This window comes from Sphingosinicella flava, from assembly GCF_016025255.1.
GTDB classification, from domain to species: domain Bacteria; phylum Pseudomonadota; class Alphaproteobacteria; order Sphingomonadales; family Sphingomonadaceae; genus Allosphingosinicella; species Allosphingosinicella flava.
Genome location: NZ_CP065592.1, coordinates 451222 through 469331 on the forward strand (window position 1 = coordinate 451222; position 18110 = coordinate 469331).

General features: G+C 64.6%; 18 protein-coding genes and 1 pseudogene. 6 read left to right on the forward strand and 13 right to left on the reverse strand.

What is annotated here, in order from left to right:
- Positions 1 to 304 precede the first annotated feature (304 nt).
- Positions 305 to 997, forward strand: a complete 693-nt coding sequence (locus tag IC614_RS02295) for a dihydrofolate reductase family protein (RefSeq protein WP_226372699.1) — start codon at positions 305 to 307, stop codon at positions 995 to 997.
- A gap of 49 nt (positions 998 to 1046) precedes the next feature.
- Here the strand turns inward: IC614_RS02295 and IC614_RS02300 are convergent, their stop codons facing one another.
- Both IC614_RS02300 and IC614_RS02305 read right to left on the reverse strand, forming a co-directional pair.
- Positions 1047 to 1736 (reverse strand): DJ-1/PfpI family protein, encoded by a 690-nt coding sequence (locus IC614_RS02300; RefSeq protein ID WP_200972136.1) that lies wholly within the window; start codon positions 1734 to 1736, stop codon positions 1047 to 1049.
- A 102-nt stretch (positions 1737 to 1838) separates the two neighbouring features.
- Positions 1839 to 2570: a LytTR family DNA-binding domain-containing protein gene (locus tag IC614_RS02305; protein WP_207791140.1), complete on the reverse strand. Its 732-nt coding sequence runs from the start codon at positions 2568 to 2570 to the stop codon at positions 1839 to 1841.
- 192 nt (positions 2571 to 2762) lie between these two features.
- Between IC614_RS02305 and IC614_RS02310 the strand changes: the two genes are divergently transcribed.
- Entirely contained in the window at positions 2763 to 3890 is a 1128-nt protein-coding gene (locus tag IC614_RS02310) for a winged helix-turn-helix domain-containing protein (protein WP_200972138.1), read from the forward strand.
- Here IC614_RS02310 and IC614_RS02315 read toward each other — a convergent pair.
- The gene (locus IC614_RS02315; protein ID WP_200972139.1) at positions 3836 to 5149 is read right to left on the reverse strand and encodes a L,D-transpeptidase family protein; all 1314 of its coding nucleotides are present in this window, start codon (positions 5147 to 5149) and stop codon (positions 3836 to 3838) included. The genes IC614_RS02310 and IC614_RS02315 overlap by 55 nt on opposite strands.
- A gap of 409 nt (positions 5150 to 5558) precedes the next feature.
- Here IC614_RS02315 and IC614_RS02320 point away from each other — a divergent pair, with 409 nt between their 5' ends.
- Complete coding sequence (locus IC614_RS02320) at positions 5559 to 5942, forward strand: hypothetical protein (protein WP_200972140.1); 384 nt, start codon at positions 5559 to 5561, stop codon at positions 5940 to 5942.
- A 198-nt stretch (positions 5943 to 6140) separates the two neighbouring features.
- Here IC614_RS02320 and IC614_RS02325 read toward each other — a convergent pair whose 3' ends face one another.
- The 6 genes and pseudogenes from IC614_RS02325 to IC614_RS02350 form a co-directional block, all read right to left on the reverse strand.
- The gene (locus IC614_RS02325; protein WP_200972141.1) at positions 6141 to 6365 is read right to left on the reverse strand and encodes a hypothetical protein; all 225 of its coding nucleotides are present in this window, start codon (positions 6363 to 6365) and stop codon (positions 6141 to 6143) included.
- Between the two features lie 58 nt (positions 6366 to 6423).
- Positions 6424 to 6630, reverse strand: coding sequence for a cold-shock protein (locus IC614_RS02330; protein WP_200972142.1), 207 nt, complete (start codon positions 6628 to 6630; stop codon positions 6424 to 6426).
- A 187-nt stretch (positions 6631 to 6817) separates the two neighbouring features.
- Positions 6818 to 6982: a hypothetical protein gene (locus tag IC614_RS02335; RefSeq protein ID WP_200972143.1), complete on the reverse strand. Its 165-nt coding sequence runs from the start codon at positions 6980 to 6982 to the stop codon at positions 6818 to 6820.
- Positions 6983 to 7098: 116 nt separating this feature from the next.
- The gene (locus IC614_RS02340; RefSeq protein WP_226372700.1) at positions 7099 to 9381 is read right to left on the reverse strand and encodes an ATP-dependent helicase; all 2283 of its coding nucleotides are present in this window, start codon (positions 9379 to 9381) and stop codon (positions 7099 to 7101) included.
- 132 nt (positions 9382 to 9513) lie between these two features.
- On the reverse strand, positions 9514 to 10056 hold the full coding sequence (gene rsmD, locus IC614_RS02345) for a 16S rRNA (guanine(966)-N(2))-methyltransferase RsmD (RefSeq protein WP_200972144.1): 543 nt from the start codon (positions 10054 to 10056) through the stop codon (positions 9514 to 9516).
- A 155-nt stretch (positions 10057 to 10211) separates the two neighbouring features.
- Positions 10212 to 10943: pseudogene (locus IC614_RS02350) on the reverse strand (pseudouridine synthase); the annotation flags it as partial.
- A gap of 140 nt (positions 10944 to 11083) precedes the next feature.
- On the opposite strand from IC614_RS02350, the gene IC614_RS02355 reads away from it, so the two are divergent.
- Together IC614_RS02355 and IC614_RS02360 are read left to right on the forward strand one after the other, a co-directional pair.
- A complete protein-coding gene (locus tag IC614_RS02355; protein WP_200972146.1) occupies positions 11084 to 11527 on the forward strand; it encodes a response regulator in 444 nt (147 codons plus the stop codon).
- Between the two features lie 54 nt (positions 11528 to 11581).
- A complete protein-coding gene (locus IC614_RS02360) occupies positions 11582 to 13291 on the forward strand; it encodes an AmpG family muropeptide MFS transporter (RefSeq protein ID WP_404829139.1) in 1710 nt (569 codons plus the stop codon).
- On the opposite strand, the gene IC614_RS02365 is transcribed toward IC614_RS02360, so the two are convergent.
- From IC614_RS02365 to dapE, 3 genes are all read right to left on the reverse strand, one after another.
- On the reverse strand, positions 13288 to 14592 hold the full coding sequence (locus IC614_RS02365; protein WP_200972147.1) for a bifunctional folylpolyglutamate synthase/dihydrofolate synthase: 1305 nt from the start codon (positions 14590 to 14592) through the stop codon (positions 13288 to 13290). The two genes, IC614_RS02360 and IC614_RS02365, sit on opposite strands and share 4 nt — an antisense overlap.
- 128 nt (positions 14593 to 14720) lie before the next feature.
- The gene (gene accD, locus IC614_RS02370; RefSeq protein ID WP_200972148.1) at positions 14721 to 15572 is read right to left on the reverse strand and encodes an acetyl-CoA carboxylase, carboxyltransferase subunit beta; all 852 of its coding nucleotides are present in this window, start codon (positions 15570 to 15572) and stop codon (positions 14721 to 14723) included.
- Between the two features lie 68 nt (positions 15573 to 15640).
- On the reverse strand, positions 15641 to 16768 hold the full coding sequence (dapE, locus tag IC614_RS02375) for a succinyl-diaminopimelate desuccinylase (protein WP_200972149.1): 1128 nt from the start codon (positions 16766 to 16768) through the stop codon (positions 15641 to 15643).
- A gap of 139 nt (positions 16769 to 16907) precedes the next feature.
- Between dapE and IC614_RS02380 the strand changes: the two genes are divergently transcribed.
- Complete coding sequence (locus tag IC614_RS02380) at positions 16908 to 17357, forward strand: cupin domain-containing protein (RefSeq protein ID WP_200972150.1); 450 nt, start codon at positions 16908 to 16910, stop codon at positions 17355 to 17357.
- A gap of 86 nt (positions 17358 to 17443) precedes the next feature.
- Here the strand turns inward: IC614_RS02380 and IC614_RS02385 are convergent, their stop codons facing one another.
- Positions 17444 to 18106 (reverse strand): glutathione S-transferase family protein, encoded by a 663-nt coding sequence (locus IC614_RS02385; RefSeq protein WP_200972151.1) that lies wholly within the window; start codon positions 18104 to 18106, stop codon positions 17444 to 17446.
- Positions 18107 to 18110 lie beyond the last annotated feature (4 nt).

Consider the following 18110-nt stretch of genomic DNA (forward strand, 5'->3'; position numbering starts at 1 on the left):
GCCGGGCCCGCCCCAGCGCCAAGGCCGCGTCGAAGATGCGCATGAAGCTGCTTCCCGCTCCCGCGCGCTTCAACAAGGCATAAACGGATTTCGGGCTCATCCCCACCGCCCGCGCCGATGCGGATTGGATGCCGGTGCGGGCAAGCGCGCGAATGAAGGCGCGCTGCTTGTCCGGCGTCCAGCCGTCGTGCCGGGTGGAGGCGGAAGGAACCGGGTCGAAGGCGGGGATTTGGGAGGTGTCGTGCATCGACAAGTCTATGACTCAAACATGCCCCTGTAGGAAAGTTTCTATTTGCGCGGCAGAATGGCCGCCGAATCCATGGAGGATCCCATGCGCAAGGTGATCGGCGCCGCGTTCATTTCCCTTGACGGCGTCATGCAGGCTCCGGGCGGGCCGGACGAAGATACGACCGGCGGCTTCGCGCTGGGCGGATGGCTGTTCAACTCTTTCGATGAAGAGGTGGGGCAGCAGATCGATAGGTTGTTCTCCGGCGATTTCGACCTGCTGCTCGGGCGGCGCACCTACGATATCTTTGCCGCTTACTGGCCGTTCGTCGAAGGCGAGGACAAGGCGCTGGGCGCGCGTTTCGACCGTGCCGCCAAATATGTCGTCACGCGCGGCGATCAGCCCCTGCCCTGGCAGAACAGCCACCGCGTGCCGGACATGAGTGCGCTGGCCGAATTGAAGCGGGGCGACGGGCCGGACCTCATCATCCAGGGCAGCAGCACGCTTTACCCGCAACTGTTGAAGGCGGGCCTGATCGACCGGCTGACCGTCATGACGTTTCCGGTGGTTCTGGGGTCCGGGAAGCGACTGTTCGGCGATGGAACGCCGCCTTTGTCGATGCGGATGATCGACCATGAAGTGACAGGCGGCGGCACCGTCATCGCCACTTACGAGCCGGATGGCGGCGTCAAACCGGGCAGCTTTCAGGCGATCCCACCGACCGCAGCCGAGCTTGAACGGCGCCACCGAATGAAGGAGGGACTCTGGTGAATGCGGGTTGCCTCACCTCGGTCCGTTGAGCGCGGCCAATCGCTCGCTCTTAAGCCCGAATGCCCGTGCGCCAGCCCTCGCTGTCATGTTCGAGCCAGGCCGCGAGGCCAGCCGCTTCCGACTCATTGAAATATCGCGCGACCACATGGAGGGCGAGGTCGATGCCCGATGTCAGGCCGCCGGCGCTCATGATCTTTCCGGAGTCGACGAAGCGGCGGCCCTTGCGAAGGTCGACATTCGGGAATTGCCGCGAAAAGCTATCGTAAAATTCGTGATGAGTCGTAGCGGCGAGGCCGTCGAACAATCCGGCGCGGGCAAGATGGAATGCGCCGGTGCAAATCGAAGCAGTGATGTCCGCCTTCGCGCTTGCTTGCTTGAGCCAGCGGTCTCCGGATTCAGTTGGCCTCATGGCCGGGACGATAATGACGTTGGGTTGCGGCGCATCGGCATGGCTATAATGCGGCACCACCACCAAACCGCCCGTCATTGTCACCGGATCGTGCGACGGCCCGACCGTATAAATTTCAAAAGGCGAGGCGGGCATTCCAAGCGATCCCGCCGTCGATGGCGCATAATCCTGAAACACCTCCCATGGACCCGCCGTGTCGATCACATTCGCATTGGGCCCGATCATGAAGGCCACTTTGATGGACTTGCTGGACGCCAGCACTTTTCCCCCGGCCAGAATGGCAATCGCCGTTCCAGCCGCCCCGAACTTCATGATTTCGCGTCTGTTCATTCCCACACTCCCCAAAAATCCGCTTTGCCCTAGAGCTTGCAAAAAAGGAGGGCGACAGATTTGGGATGAAGGGACGAAAAAGGGGGCGGAGGGACGTCCGTCCTAGACGAGGCTGGCGGCATCGGCCCGGTAGGCATTGCCAACCTTGTGCAAGCTGCCGTCCGTTAGGCGGATATGTTCGCCCTTTGCGAGGGTGTTGGAGGCCACCGCGTTGCGATTGACCACGACCGACCGGCTGATGCGCACGAATTGGCCGGAGGGAAGAAGTGCCTGTGCCCCTTGCAAGGTCATGCGATGGATATGGCAGCGTGCATCCGTCCGAAACTCGACGTAATTGCCGGCGGCCTTCACCCAGAGGATATCGGCCGGATTGGCAGGAAGCGCCCCGATCGCCGTGGAGCTTTCCTCGGTACGCCCGAAGCTCAGAAAGGCTGTAATCACCGTCAGCAAAGTCACGATGATGACTTTGGGCAGGTCTGAAATCATATGAAGGGGTAGAACGGACCAAATGGACGAACCCGGCGGCATGAGGAAAAGCCATTGGACGAAGCCCGAAAGGATCAGCGTCGTCAGCATGATTGCCGCGATGCCGGCGGCACGCCCGAATGCCGTTCCGGCGCGGTACAAAACCAGCTTGTTGGCTTCGAATGCGGACAGCCAGGGTAAGATGGTAACGGCCGCCCAAAGGACCGCTTTTGCCCCGGATGAGCGCTGGTGGAGAAGAAGGTCGTACAGCACGTAATAAAGAGCGCCCATCAACACGAGAAAGAGCGCGACAAGCACTGAGGGGCCGGGTGGAAGAGGGCGAATGAGGGAGCGCGCAGCGGCCGTCATGATCCGCGTCGATGTTCGCGAGATGACCGGAAGTCAATCGCTTTCATAACGGCCTAGCCCCGAAGTCCCATCAGCGATTTTCCCGATTTGGAGCGGCTCCGCCCTTGTTGTCATTGATCTGACGCCCTGTATGAATGGGCCCTGACCTGCGAACAAGCGACAGGTTGATGAGCGGGAAAGGTCTCAAGGAAAATGACGCCGGGTCGCTTTCGCTTCGAAGGCTTTTCCATCGATGTGAGCGAGCGGCGATTGCGGCACGGCGCGATGCCGGTCGAACTGAACGGACGCTATTTCGACGCCCTCGCGCTTCTGGTTCGGGAGGGCGGGGCGCTGGTGACCAAGGACCGTTTCATGGAGGAGGTCTGGCGCGGGGTGCCGGTGACGGACGAGGCGCTGACGCAATGCGTCCGGACGCTGCGGCGGGCACTGGGCGACGAGGCGGGGCGGCCGCGTTTCATCGAGACGGTGCCGAAGCATGGCTATCGCTTCATCGCGCCCGTCACGTGGATAGAGGATGAGAATCGCGTGGCCGCGGGCAGGATGCCGGTGACGACGCCTTCCCTTTCCCGGCACGCGCTTTCGCGAACCGGGGTGGCGGGAACGATCGGCGGCGGTACGGCGGGGGTGCTTGGCGGGCTGTTTTACGGTCTTGCCGGGACGGCGCCGCCGGTCCAGCCGGGGATGGGGGCATTGTCGGTCTTGCTGGTGCTGCTGGTCGTCACCACCCTTCTCGCCCTGATCGGCGGGGCGGGCGTGAGCTTCGGAATCGCGGCGGCGCTTCACCTTTTCGGGCGCGGGAGCGGATGGGCGATCGTTGGCGGCGCGTTGGGCGGAGCCATCGTCGGTGCGGCTGTCAAGCTGATCGGGCTCGATGCCTTCGAATTGCTGGTTGGCCGTTCGCCGGGCGGCATGACCGGAGCGGGCGAGGGGGCATTGCTCGGCGGTGCCGTCGGGCTTGGTGCCTGGCTTTGGGGCCGGACCGGGGCGCTATCGGTGCGGCAGGGGGCCGGAATGGCCGCTCTGGCGGGCGGCGTCGCAGGGATCCTCATCGCTTTTCTCGGCGGGCGGCTGATGGGCGGAAGCCTCGACCTGCTCGCCCGCGATTTTCCCGCGTCCCGTTTCCGGCTCGACGCCATTGGCGGGTTGCTGCGCGAAGAGGGGTTCGGGCCGCTCAGCCAGATGGCGACGGGGGCATTGGAAGGGGCGCTCTTCGCGGGCTGCGTGGTGGGCGCGATGATCCTTGCGGAACGGCGTTTCGGCGCGGATCAGGGCGTGGCGAGCGCGATGTCCGATGCATCGCCGCCATCCGCGCCGAAATAGCGAGCGATCAGGGCCGGATCGCGGCCATAGGGATCGGCCCTGAACAGCACGCCGCCGTCCGCCGTGGGCGCGGCGGTCATATAGGTGATGTAGACCGGCACCGGGTCTTCCAGATCGACCTGCTCCTCGACCTTCGGATCACTCCCCTCCGGCATGCGGCCGAAGAGCCAGGTGGCAAGGCGCTCGGCATCCTCCACCCGGACGCAGCCATTGCTGATCCAGCGATCCTCGGCCGCGAAAAGCGATTTGTCCGGCGTGTCGTGGAGATAGATGCCGTAATCGTTGGGCATCATGAACTTGATCCGGCCCATCGAATTCCACGGGCCGGGGCGGCGGCGGAAGCGCATGCTCGTGCCCTCGGCGGCGATGGCGGGCCAATCGAGGCTTGCGGGATCGACCGGCTCGGCATCGTCCGACCAGTCGGAGAGAATGTCATATTCCCGCTCTTCCAGATAGGGGAGGCCATTGGCGACGACTTTCGGCGCGATGAGGGTCTTCACGAGATCGGGCGGCACGTTCCAATATGGATTGACGCTGGCGAAGCGCATCAGGGCGGCCATCATCGGCGTCGGCGTTTTGGCGCTGCCGACGATCGCGCGCATGCTGTCGACCGCCTTGCCATTTTCGTAAAGACTGATTTGCGCGGCGCCCGCATCGACCAGGATGTAGCGGCCCGCATCGCTCTCCGCCGGGAGACGGCGGGCGCGTTCGAGATTGACGAGCAGGAGCCGTTCGAAATGGTCCGGGCCCAGGTTGAGGGCGGCGATCGTGCCCGGCCCCGCGACGCCGTCCGCCTTCAGGGCATGAACCCCCTGAAAATCGCGCACGGCATTGGCGAGAACAGCGTCGTAGCGCGTGCCCGGTGAGAGGCCGAGGCGCTCGCGCAACAGGGCGACGCGTTCTCCGGCCGCGCCGGGCTTGAGCGGGGGGCCTTCGGGGATGACGACATCGGGCAAGGCCCCCCAGGTCATGCGGTAGCGCACCAGGCCGCGGCGCAGATCGGTGTAGAGCGGATGGACCGGGAGGAAGAGGTCGACCGGGGCGCCGGGATCATCGGCCTTGAGCGCCAGATCCTTCAGCAGCGCATCCCGCTCCCCCACTTCGGGGGCGATTTCGGGATCGACATAGATCATGTCGACGCCCTGTTCGACGCTCGGCGGAATATCGACCGGCTCGATCGGCTGCCGCGTCTGCGCGGCGCCCTGCGCCGAAAGGCCGAGCGCGAGGAGGAGAGGAAGGGCAAAGCGGGCGATCATCATTCGACAGGTCTAACCGGTTAAAAGTGAACGGGAATCGAACCCGCCGGGACGCAAAACGATCCGTCCTCATGCCCCCCGCGAATAATCCGCCGGCCGCGCAACCCTTCAGGGCTTCTGTGCCGTGCGGGATCGGCATCCGTCTATGTAAGTAGCGGTTTCGTCGATAAATATTGGCTGAAAACATTCTCCGGGAATCATTCTGGAAATTCAGGGAATGGAGTCGACATGACGAAAGCGGATCTTGTGCAAAAAGTGGCGGATTCAATCGGGCCGGCCGTGGCGCCGACTTATGACAGCTGGTCGTGGCTGTCCTTCTTCTCAGGTTGGCTCGCTTAATCCGCGAAAGCGGCTCAGGGCGATTGTCCTGGGCACTGGACAGGGACATTCCCGGCCCTATTGGCGTTGGACGATGATGAACAAGTCCGCGACCGATGTGATGCAGGAGATCATTTTCTCCGCCGTGATCGATTCCCTTGCCGCGCTGAAGGCGGGTTCGGGAGGGATGCAGAACGCGCTGCTGCGCGACATCAACAGCGTGCATGCCAACACGACCTTCGCGGACCTGCCCAAGCCGTTGCAGGACGCAATCGCGGCCAGTGTCCGATCCGCCTTCACCCGGTTGTTGAAGGAGGGCTATGCGGTATCGGACCGCAAGCTCGCAGGGAGCGAGCCACGGCATCCGCCGCGTCCGCCCCGGCCCGATGGGCCGCGCCCAGGGCCGCGCGGCCAGCGCCGGCCGGGCGGCGGCGGCGGGCCCCGGCGCGGGCCGGGAACGCCGCGATCCTCAGGGTGATTAGGTAATCCAGGGCGAGTCAAGGCGAGCGAAGGCTCGCGGGCCTGGGTCAGCCAAGAATTTCCAGGGCGGCGAGCCAGGCGACCGGGTCGTGCCGGCTGAGAAGCGCGGCCTTGGATGAGGCCGGAGGGGCGCGGCGATCCTCGCGTGGAGGGGCCGGGCGGAATTTTACACTATTCATAGGGTGTCTTTTCAAATTCAAACGGGTGGAGAAAATGCTCTGTCCTCCTGTTCGGTGATGAGCGCTGCGGACTTTTCAGCCTCCAGTCGCGCCCGCATCTTGGCCCCGCGTTCCGCGCGGGACGCCATGTCGAGAAAGGCCGCTTCGGACCGCAGGCAGCGTTCCCGCACATTGGCGAGGCTGGCGGCATCTGCATCGCGCCGCGCTTCGGCGGCACGATCGAAATAATATTGCGCTGTCATTTCAAATGCCTTGATCGAGGAGGGGAGTGCCCCGGCGATTGCCGGGGCACCGACCGGATCAGGCGCTCTGAAGATTCACAGCGGACGTCTTGCCGCGGCGATCCTGCTCCAGCTCATATTGGACGCGCTGGTCCTTATCGAGCGTACGCATGCCGGCAGCTTCGACGGCGCTGATGTGAACGAAAGCGTCATTGCCGCCTTCTTCCGGCGCGATAAAGCCATAGCCCTTGTCGGCGTTAAAGAATTTTACGGTGCCGGTAGGCATATCTATTTCCTTCTTGGATAATGGCGGGCCGCCACTCGGCCCTCCGGTGCTAGAAGAGGCGAGAAGAAGGAAAGAGGTGCCGCAAAGCGCCAAAGACCGTCAGTTTGCGACTGGTAGCAAAATTCATATAGCAGCTTTGAGCGGGATTGTAAGAGCACCGGCAATTATTTGTCGGAACGGCCTCCCGTCATCGCCTTAACGAAGTTGGGGAGAAGAGATCGCGGCGCTCGACAATGAGCCGGTTATAGCCGTCAGCCAAGCCTTGGTGCGCTTGGCGGGCCTCGGGACACGAGGCGTCGGCCGCGCGCATCAGTTCGATCTGTTGACGGCAATAGAGATAATTGAGGTCCATAAACGCTCCATGGCTGATAAGCGGGAGCACGTGCCAAGTCTCTCAGTCGCGCAAATGCTAAAGCGATACAGGATGTTGCGCGATATGCGGATGATAACACGGGTGGCGGAAATTACCTAATCCCGGTTTTCGCCCAGGCTGACGAAGCTGTCGAGGACGCGCTTTCTTCCCGCATGTTCGAAGTCGATTTCGAGCTTGTTGCCTTCGATCTCCGCGACGATGCCGTAGCCGAATTTCGAATGGAAGACGCGCTGGCCGAGTGAAATGTCGGTGCGGCCGGGATTGCCGAGGCTGATAGCGCTCGCGCGGGCTTCGATGACGCGCGCGGGATTGCGGTCGAAGCCGCCGGTGCTGGCGGCCCGTTGCCAGCCCGGGCCGCGTCCGGTGCCGCGCGCGACGTCGGCGAAGGGATCGGCGCGTTCGGACCAGTTGGCGCGCCAGAGGCTCTCGCCGCCGGTCATCGTGGTTTCGCTCGTCACATGCTCGTCCGGCAATTCGGCGACGAAGCGGGAGGGGATCGAGCTGGTCCATTGGCCGTAGATGCGGCGGTTGGCGGCGTGGATGATGAAGCACTTACGCCGTGCTCTTGTGATCGCGACATAAGCAAGGCGGCGTTCTTCCTCGAGGCTGGCGAGGCCGCCTTCGTCCAGCGACCGCTGCGAAGGGAAGACGCCTTCTTCCCAGCCGGGGAGGAAGACGGTGCCATATTCCAGGCCCTTGGCGGCGTGGATGGTCATGATCGTCACCTTCTCCTGATCGCCCGCCGCGTCATTTTCCATGACAAGGCTGACATGTTCCAGGAACGCGCCCAAATTCTCATATTCCTCCATGGCGCGCGTGAGTTCGGTGAGGTTTTCGAGGCGTCCGGCGCTTTCGGCCGAGCGTTCGGCCTGGAGCATGGCGGTATAGCCGCTCTCATCGAGGATGAGGCGGGCGAGCTCCGGATGCGGCAATTCCGCGAGGCGGGAGCGCCAGCGGGCGAAATCGCCGACGAGATTGCCGAGCGCGCGGCGCGCCTGCGGCGTCAGCTCGTCCGTGTCGAGCATCTGCGCGGCGGCGGAGAGGAGGGGCGTTCCGGCGGCACGGGCGAAGCTGTGGATCTTCGCGACCGCCTTGTCGCCGAGACCGCGCTTGGGCACATTGACGATGCGCTCGAAGGCAAGATCGTCGGCGGGCTGGGCGATGACGCGGAGATAGGCGAGGGCATCGCGGATTTCGGCGCGTTCGTAGAAGCGGAAACCGCCGACGATGCGATAGGGCAGGCCGATGGCGATGAAGCGGTCTTCGAACTCGCGGGTCTGGAACTGGGCGCGGACGAGGATGGCGACGTCGTCGAGGCGCTCGCCCTTGCGCTGGAGGGTTTCGATCTCCTCGCCGATACGGCGGGCTTCCTCCGGGCCGTCCCAGACGCCGATCACCTCGACCTTTTCGCCCGCGTCATATTCGGTCCAGAGGGTCTTGCCGAGGCGGGATGAATTCTGCGCGATCACGCCGGATGCGGCGCCGAGGATGTGGGGGGTCGAGCGGTAATTCTGCTCAAGGCGGATCACCTTGGCGCCGGGGAAGTCGCGCTCGAAGCGGAGGATGTTCGCGACCTCCGCGCCGCGCCAGCTATAGATGGACTGATCGTCGTCGCCGACGCAGCAGATATTCTTGCGCTCCTGCGCGAGGAGGCGGAGCCAGAGATATTGGGACTGGTTCGTGTCCTGATATTCGTCGACGAGGATATACTTGAAACGTTGCTGATAGTTTTCAAGCACATCGCGATGCTTCTTGAAAATGGTCAGCATGTGGAGGAGCAGGTCGCCGAAGTCGCAGGCGTTCAAGGTGCGCAGCCGCGCCTGATATTGGGCGTAGAGTTCCGCGCCCCGGCCATTGGCATAGGCTTCGCTTTCCCCGGCATCGATTTCCTCCGGCGTCCACCCGCGATTCTTCCAGCGGTCTATGAGGCCCGCGAGCTGGCGCGCGGGCCAGCGTTTCTCGTCGAGATCGGCGGCAGTGATGAGCTGCTTCAGGAGCCGGAGCTGATCGTCCGTGTCGAGGATGGTGAAGCTGGATTGCAGGCCGACAAGCTCGGCATGGCGGCGGAGCATTTTGGCGGCGACGGAATGGAAGGTGCCGAGCCAGGGCATGCCTTCCACGGCTTCGCCGACAATGCGGCCGACGCGCTCCCGCATCTCGCGCGCCGCCTTGTTGGTGAAGGTGACGGCGAGGATTTCCGACGGCCAGGCGCGGCGCGTGGCGATGAGGTGGGCGAGGCGCGCGGTCAGCGCCGCCGTCTTCCCCGTGCCCGCGCCCGCGAGGACCAGCACCGGACCTTCCGTGGTCAGCACAGCCTCGCGCTGCGGTTCGTTAAGGCCCTGGATATAGCCGGGTTCGCGGGTCTGGAGATCGGTCACTGTCTTGCTTTTCTTGTTCCCCGGCGAAGGCCGGGGTCCAGCCGCTCTACCGGCGCCACTGGGCTCCGGCCTTCGCCGGAGCACAACGAGCATCATGAACAGTTAGGGAACGAGAGCCGCCGACTCAACCGCTCAGTTGCGGCGGAGAAGGTGGATATGCGCTTTTCCGAAGCGGCGTTCGGTTTCGAGCGTGAAGGCTCCGGGGATGGCGATCTCCTCGCCAGCGGTTTCCACGCTGATCCAGCCGCCGGGCGCTACCCAGGCGGGATCGGCGATGCGAACGAGGGCCATGTCGGCGAGGCCCTTGCCATAAGGCGGGTCGAGAAAGACGAGGTCGCGCGGCTGCGAGGGTGGCGCGACATGCTCGACCCCTTGCTGACGAATGTCGGCGCGCTCACGGGCGCCAAAGCGATCGACGTTCGAACGGAGCGTGTCGAGCGCGCTTCGGTCGTTTTCGACGAACAGGCAATTTCTGGCGCCACGCGACAGGGCTTCCAAGCCTAACGCACCCGTGCCCGCGAAGAGATCGGCGACGGCAAGGCCCTCGAAGCTGCCGATGCGGCTGGCGAGCATGGAGAAGAGACCTTCGCGGGCGCGATCGCTGGTCGGGCGGGTGCCGCGGCCTTCCAGGTCGGCCAGCGGACGGCCCCGCCAGGCGCCGGAGATGATTCTCACTTCTTTTTGCCCCTCCCTTGTCTGGCAGGGGTTGGGGTGGGTCGCGAGCTGCGCGAGCGCGGGCGCCATAAGGCGTCCGATCCGGCGTCGAGCCGGACCGGACGCGATCCCACCCTCGGTCCCTCCCTTGAAAGGGGGGGAGGAGTTTTTTTGCTCTCACCCATGCTCTTCTTAAACGCGACAAGGTCGTGCTGGCGGATTTCGTCGACCATTCCGGCGGGCAGGTCGCCCAGATGGAACGGCCCGTAAGAGGTTCGGATCAAGCGCGAGACTTGCAGACCGAGATATTCCAGCACGCGACGCACTTCACGATTCTTGCCTTCGGTCAGCTTCATTTCGACCCAGCCGTTGCGGCCGGTACGGCGTTCGAGATTGGCGTCGATCGCGCCGTAGCGGACCCCCTCGATCTCGACGCCGTGGATCAGCTCTTCCAATTGTTCCTGGCTGACGTCGCCGAACACGCGGGCGCGGTAGGTGCGCTCGACGCCCGTGGAGGGCAGTTCAAGCTGGCGCTTCAGCTCGCCATCGGTGGTGAGGAGCAAGAGGCCTTCGGTGTTCATGTCCAGGCGGCCGACCGGCATCAGGCGCGGCAGGCTCTTGGGCAGGCGATCGTAGATGGTCGGGCGGCCCTTCGGATCGCGGGCGGCGGTGAGGACTCCGGTCGGCTTGTGGAAGCGGAACAGGCGGGCGGGCGCGGGCGCCTGCACGGGCTGGCCGTCGACGGTGACGCCGTGAAGCGAGGTGAGCAGGGTCGCTGGCTTCTCGACCGCGACGCCGTTGATGGCAATCCGGCGCTCCTCGATCATCCGCTCGATATCGCGGCGGGATGCGACGCCCGCGCGGGCGAGCAATTTGGCGATGCGCTGCGGCTCCTTGGGAGAACGCGGGTTGGACAAGGCTGCCTCCGTGGCCGCCATCCGGGCAGCCGAAATGTATTCGCGCCCAGACGATTGGCCGTCATGGACACCGGCCGCCCCTTCGCTCGTTACGCGAACAGATCGAATGCCGGAAAGTTGGTGTCCATATAATGCTGTTCGGAAAACGCGAAAGGGCAATATGCCGGATCCTCGTGGTGGAGGACGAGCCGTTGGTGGCGTTCGACAACGAATATCGTCTGGCGGACGCCGGCTATGAAGTGGTCGCGACGGTCGACAATCTCGTCGACGCCCTGCGCGTGATCGAAACGGAAGCGCTCGACCTGGTGCTGAGCGATGTCCGCCTGTCGGGCGAAGGCGACGGCATCGACGTTGCCCGGGCGGCGGCGGCGAAGGGCGTACCGGTGCTGTTCGTGACCGGCAATTGCCCGGAGGAAGCGCAAAGCCTGGCCGTCGGCTGCCTCGCTAAGCCCTATACCGACAAGGAGCTGAAGGCGGCGTTGGACGTGCTGGACCGGAAGCTGTCGGGCGAGGAGGTGAAGAAGGTTCCGGGGGGATTGAGCCTTTATGCCAAAGCGGGGGCAAAGCCGGACTAGGCAAGGGGCCAGAGATCGCTAATCTGGCGCGTGAATAGAAGCGGAGGGACTTGCTTGGACAGGAAACCGACCGGCCTCAGGTTGCTGAGGACCGCGCTCCAGAACCGCAAGACGGGCATCATGCTGATCTTCGGCTTTTCGGCCGGGCTGCCCTTCTCGCTGCTGGTCGGCACGCTCAACGCCTGGCTTGGGGAGGCAAAGGTCGATCTGGCGACGATCGGCATTATCTCCTGGATCGGCCTTGCCTACGCCTTCAAATTCCTGTGGTCGCCCTTGGTCGACCGGACGCGCCTGCCTGTTGTGGGCCGCCTCGGCCGCCGCAGGGGATGGTTGATCGTCTGCCAACTGCTGCTCGCCGCCACGTTCGTTACCTTGTCCTTCACCGATCCGGTGCTGGCCATAGGCACTTTCGCATTGGTCGCAGTGGTCGGGGCCTTTGCCTCGGCTACGCAGGACGTGGTGATCGACGCCTGGCGCATCGATGTCGCGGACGAGGTCGCGACGGTCGAGATTTTGTCCTCCATCTATCAGATGGGTTTCCGCATCGCGGCTTTGGTCGGCGGCGCGCTCGCGCTGGTGCTATCGGAAAGGATCAGCTGGCCGGGCGTCTACGCCGTGATGGGGGGTGTGATGGCGCTGACTGTCATCGCCACCTTGCTCGCGCCTGACACCGCGCGGCCTCCGGCTGAATTGGGCGAGCGCGAGCTTCGCGAGCCCGGCGCGATCGACCCCAGGGTGCGCGCGGCGGGCCTTGCCGTCGTCGCAGCGGGCTGGATCTGGGCGATTCTCACCGTCGCCTTCTTCATGGTGCGGATGCTGAACCCGATTCCGAACGACCCCAACCCACCCAAGGCAAGCGACTTCACCGCCGAGACAGGGCCGTGGATCATCGCCGCTACCGTGCTGCTTCCGGCCCTTGTCGCCACTCTCTTCAATTGGCTGCAGAAAAAGGGACGGCACGTTCTGACCGAGGCGCGTCCTGCGGATAGCGCCGCCGCGCGGGGAGCCGATCATGCTTATGGCGCGCTGCTGCTGCCGTTGGCCGACCTGATCGGGCGGCTGCGCTGGGGCGTGGTCATCGCGCTTGGCATTGTGCTCACCTATCGCCTGACCGACAGCATCTGGGGGCCATTCGCCTTCCCATTCTACCTGACGGAGCTTCAGTATAGTGCGGACGAGGTGGCGTTCGCCTCCAAGATATTCGGCGTCTTCATGACGATCGCGGGCATTGCGATCGGCGGCGTGCTGTTCGTGACGCTCGGGCGGATGCCGACCCTCATCCTCGGCGCCATCGTCGCCGCCGCCACGAATTTGCTTTACGCGGACCTCGCGGCCGGAGCGCCCTTCATCGATGCCTTCGCCAACACCTTTGGCCTTAACAGTCTCGGCATCGATCCGCGTATGGTGCGGCTGATGATCGCCATTTCGGGCGAGAATATCGCGGGCGGGCTCGCGGGCGCGGCCTATGTCGCCTACCTCTCGTCCATAGCGAGCAAGAGCTATAGCGCGGTCCAATATGCGTTGCTGTCCTCGCTAACCCTGCTGGTCGGATCGTTGGGCCGGGGCGCGCTGGGCGAGATGATCGAGACCCAGGGTTATGTCGCCGTCTTCTATCTCACTGCCGCGCTCGGTGGTATCGCGGTGGTCTTCTGCATTCTCGAATGGATTCGTTCAGCGCACCAGCGGCGGCAGGAGGTAGCGGCGCCGGGGCTCGTTCCCGCAAGCGATGCGGCGCGGGTACAGGAAGGCGATACAGCGGCTTAAACGGGCGCCTCACTGTTCGCCTTCAGCACGGTGCCCGCGAGATAGAGCGAGCCCATGATGAGGACTGGGTCAGTGTCCCCCTCGGCTGCGATGCGGCCAAGGGCCTCGGCAACGTCCTTTGCAGGTTCCGCCCTGAAGCCTGCTTGGGCAGCCAGCCCGGCGAGCGTTTCCGGAGCATGATGCTCGTGTCCCGGCACGGGCACCGTATAAAAGATCGCTTCCTTCCCTTGGAACGCCGTCAGCACGCCTGACGCGTCCTTGTTGGCGAGAAGGCCGAGGACGATGTGGAGCGGGCGGCTCGCGAAATGATCGGCGATGGCCCGCGCGGCGGCGGGATTGTGGCCGCCGTCGAGCCAGAGCTCGGTCCCGATTGGCAGGAGATCGTGCAGCGGGCCGGGGCCAAGGCGCTGGAGACGGGCGGGCCATTGCGCCCCGTGCATGGCCGCTTCGAGGGCTTGGAACGGTACAGCGACACGATCCTGATGCCGGATCATCGCGACGGCGAGGGCGGCGTTCATCGCCTGATGCGCCCCTGCAAGGCGGGGGAGCGGAAGGCCGAACTCGCCGCCTTCGTCACGATAAAAGAGGTGGCCGCCACGGACTTCCGCATCCCAGGTTTCGCCACGGGGGAGCCAGAGAGCATCGGCCCGGGCGGCCGCCTGGCGGATGGGTTCGGCGACATTGGGTGGGTAGGGTTGAGTGACCAGCGGCACACCCGCTTTGGCGATGCCTGCCTTTTCAGCCGCTACTTGTTCGATGCGGTCGCCGAGGAAGGCCTGGTGGTCGAGCCCGAGCTGGGCGATGCCGCAGACGGCGGGGGAGGGGAGGACATTGGTGGCGTCGAGGCGGCCGCCAAGGCCGACTTCCACGATGCAGGCGTCCGCGGGCGTCCGCGCGAAGGCGAGGAAGGCCGCGGCGGTCGTTACTTCGAAGAAACTGGGAGAAATGCCGCTCGCGACGGCGAGGACTTCGTCGAGCAGGCCGGCGAGGTGCGCATCTTCGATCAATGTCCCGGCGAGGCGGATGCGTTCGTTGAAGCGGACAAGGTGGGGACTGGTGAAGACGTGGACTTTCAGCCCCGACGCTTCCATCGCGGCGCGGAGGAAGGCGCAGGTCGAGCCTTTGCCGTTGGTGCCCGCGACGTGGAAGACGGGGGGGAGGCTGCGCTCGGGATTGTCGAGGCGGGCGAGGAGGGCGGAGATACGCTCGAGGCCCAGCACGTCCGCGCCGGGGGAGAGGAGGGCGAGGCGATCGAGCTGCGCCTGAACGCGGGGATCGTCGGAGGTGGCGAAATCGGGCATTAGAAGAATGGAATAGGAAAATGCACGGATGTGCTCCTGCGAAAGCAGGAGCCTAGCGGCGCCGGACCTTCAATCTGGGCTCCTGCTTTCGCAGGAGCCCAAACTGCCTTTAATGACGGCATGGTGCGTTATGCCGCCTTCCGCTCCGGCGCCAGGTAGGACACCAGCTTCGCCAGACGTTCGCGCAGATCCTTGCGGTGCACGACCATGTCGACCATGCCGTGATCGAGGAGATATTCGGCGCGCTGGAAGCCTTCGGGGAGCTTTTCGCGGATCGTCGATTCGATGACGCGCTGGCCCGCGAAGCCGATCAGGGCGCCGGGTTCCGAAAGCTGGACGTCGCCGAGCATGGCGTAGGAGGCGGTGACGCCGCCGGTCGTCGGGTCGGTCAGGACGACGATATAGGGGAGGCCCGCTTCCTTGAGCTCGGCGATGGCGACGGTGGTCTTGGGCATCTGCATGAGGGAGAGAATGCCCTCCTGCATGCGCGCGCCGCCGGCCGCGGTGAAGATGATATAGGGGCAGCGCGCCTCGATCGCCGCGCGGGCGCCCGCGACGAAGGCGGCGCCGACGCCCATGCCCATCGATCCGCCCATGAAGGCGAAGTCCTGGACGCCGATCACGGCCTGTTCGCCCTCGATCGTGCCGCGCGCGTTGATCAGCGCGTCCTGCTCGCCCGTGCTCTGGCGGGCGGCCTTGATGCGGTCCGTATATTTCTTGCTGTCGCGGAATTTCAGCGGATCTTCGCGCACCTGCGGCTGGGGAAGGATCGTGTATCCGGGATCGAAGATCTGTTCGAAGCGGGCGCGCGGCCCGATGCGGCCGTGATGATCGCATTTCGGGCAGACGGAGAGATTCTCCTCATACTCCTTGGTGAACACCATCGTCCCGCATTCGCGGCATTTGTGCCAGAGATTGTCCGGCGTCTCGCGCTTGGGCAGGAAGGGTATGGATTGGCGGACGCGAGTGAGCCAGCTCATGCGGGAAATCTCCTTGTCAGCGCCCGATATGCGGATGCGGGCGGCTTTGTCCACACTTTCGGGCGCGGTCAGCCGAGCGCGGCGCGGATGATCCGTTCGTAAATGGCGGCGAGGATAGCGAGGTCTTCCACCGCCACCGCCTCGTCCAATTTGTGCATCGTCGCGTTGGGCAGGCCGAATTCGACGACCGGGCAGAGTTTCGAAAGGAAGCGCGCGTCGGACGTGCCGCCGCTGGTGGACAAGGTTGCGTCGAGGCCGGTTTCAGAACGGATCGCATCGGTCACGATGCCGGAGAGCGCGCCGGGAGCGGTCAGGAAGGCCTCGCCCGAAATCTTCGCCTCGACCTTGGCGCCGGGCGCGATGTCTTCCGCGATCGCGCGCACGCGGGCGACCAGGCCGGCGCCTTTCTGCATGTCGTTGAAGCGGATGTTGAGCCGGGCATGGGCGACGCCGGGAATGACGTTGCAGGCCGACGAGCCGCCGGACACTTCGGTCACTTCGAGATTGGAGGGCTGAAACCAGTCGTTGCCCTCGTCGAGCGGCATGGCCTTCAGCGCCTGGATCAGTGCCCCAAGCTTCGTGATCGGATTGTCGGCGAGGTGGGGATAGGCGACATGGCCCTGCGTGCCGGGGAGGTCGATCCAGATGTTGACCGACCCGCGCCGCCCGATCTTCACCGTGTCGCCGAGGCGGTGTTCGGAGGTGGGTTCGCCGACGAGGATCATGTCCGGGCGGATGCCGCGCGCCGCCATCCAGTCCATGAGCGCGACGGTGCCATGGACGGCAGGGCCTTCTTCGTCGCCGGTGATGATGAGGCTCAATGTGCCCTTATGCTCCGCCGTCCGCTCGCATGCGGCCAGGAAAGCGGCGATGGCGCCCTTCATGTCCACCGCGCCGCGTCCGTAGAGGAGGTCGCCCCTGATTTCCGGCTCGAACGGGTTGGAGGACCAGCCCGCACCGGCTGGAACGACATCGACATGGCCCGCGAAGGCGAAATGCGGGGCGCCTGATCCGCGCGTGGCGAAGAGGTTTTCGACCGGGCCGTCGGGCGCCTCGCCCGCGGTGAAGCGATGGACTTCGAAGCCGATGGTGCGGAGTTCCGCCTCCAGCACATTCAGCACGCCCGCCTCCAGCGGCGTCACGCTGGGGCACGCGATCAGGCGGCGGGTCAGGTCGACGGGATCGATTGCGGTCATTCGAAGCTCTCTCAAGAATGCTCCTGCGGAAGCAGGAGCCCAGTTTCGCCGTTCCGCGCCGCTGGGCTCCTGCTTCCGCAAGAGCACATAGGGGTTTATGCCTAGCAATCGTTACGCCTCAAGCCCAGCGGAGACTGACATGCCGAAGATCGACCTCGACGCCATCGAAGCGACCAATCGCACCGGCTATCCCATGCCCTTTGCGGCGGACATGGGCGGGCGATGGTTCCGGCGGCTCGCGCCGGCAGGCGGGCTCAGCGATTTCGGCGTCAGCCACGTCACGTTGAAGCCCGGCGGCATTTCCAGCCAGCGGCATTGGCATGACACGGTGGACGAATTCCTGGTCATGCTCGACGGCGAGGCGGTGCTGGTGGAGGAGGGGAGCGAGACGGTGCTGCGGCCCGGCGACTGCGCCGCTTTTCCAAAAGGGGCGCCGAACGGCCATCATCTCGTCAACCGGACGGAGGCGGACTGCACCTTCGTCGTGGCGGGGAGTCCCGACAGCGGCCAATGCCATTATCCCGATATCGATCTCTTATGGGATTCGGCGGCCGGCATATATCGGCACAAGGACGGCGAGCCTTATTGATCCCGTTCCCCGGCGAAGGCCGGGGTCCAGCCGCACGGATGGCGCCACTGGGCTCCGGCCTTCGCCGGAGCACTGATGAGGCTATCTCAAACCGTCTGCTCGTAATGTTCGATCACCCAGGGTTCTTCCTGCGCCGCTGAAATCCATTCCTGCATCCAGGGGTGGCTGAGGATCGTTTCCATATAATTGGCGGCGAAGGGCGGCACCTGGATCGAATAGGTGACGAAGCGGGTGACGACCGGCGCGAACATGATGTCGACCGCGCCGAAATCGCCGAACAGGTAGGGGCCTCCCGTGCCCCAGCGGGCGCGGGCCTGGGCCCAGAGCTGGAGGATGCGTGTCACTTCCTGACGCACCGGTTCGGATAGTTGCTTGGCGGGAAATTGCTTGCGGACGTTCATGCTGCATTCGTTGCGGAGATGCTGGTAGCTCGAATGCATTTCCGCCGCCATGGAGCGCGCCATGCCGCGCGCGGCGTCGTCGGCCGGCCAATAACGATCCTTGCCGGTCTTGTCCGCCAGCCATTCGATGATGGCGAGCGAATCCCAGATTACGGCCTTGTCGTCCCACAGGATCGGCACCTTGCCGCCCGAGGGGGCGAATTCGTTGCCTTTCGTCCTCTTGTCCCATTCGTCGTCGAACATGGGGACGGTGATTTCCTCGAATGGCAGGCCGGATTGCTTGACGGCCAGCCAGCCGCGCAGGGACCAGGAGGAATAGGCCTTGTTGCCGATGATGAGCTTGAGCAATCTT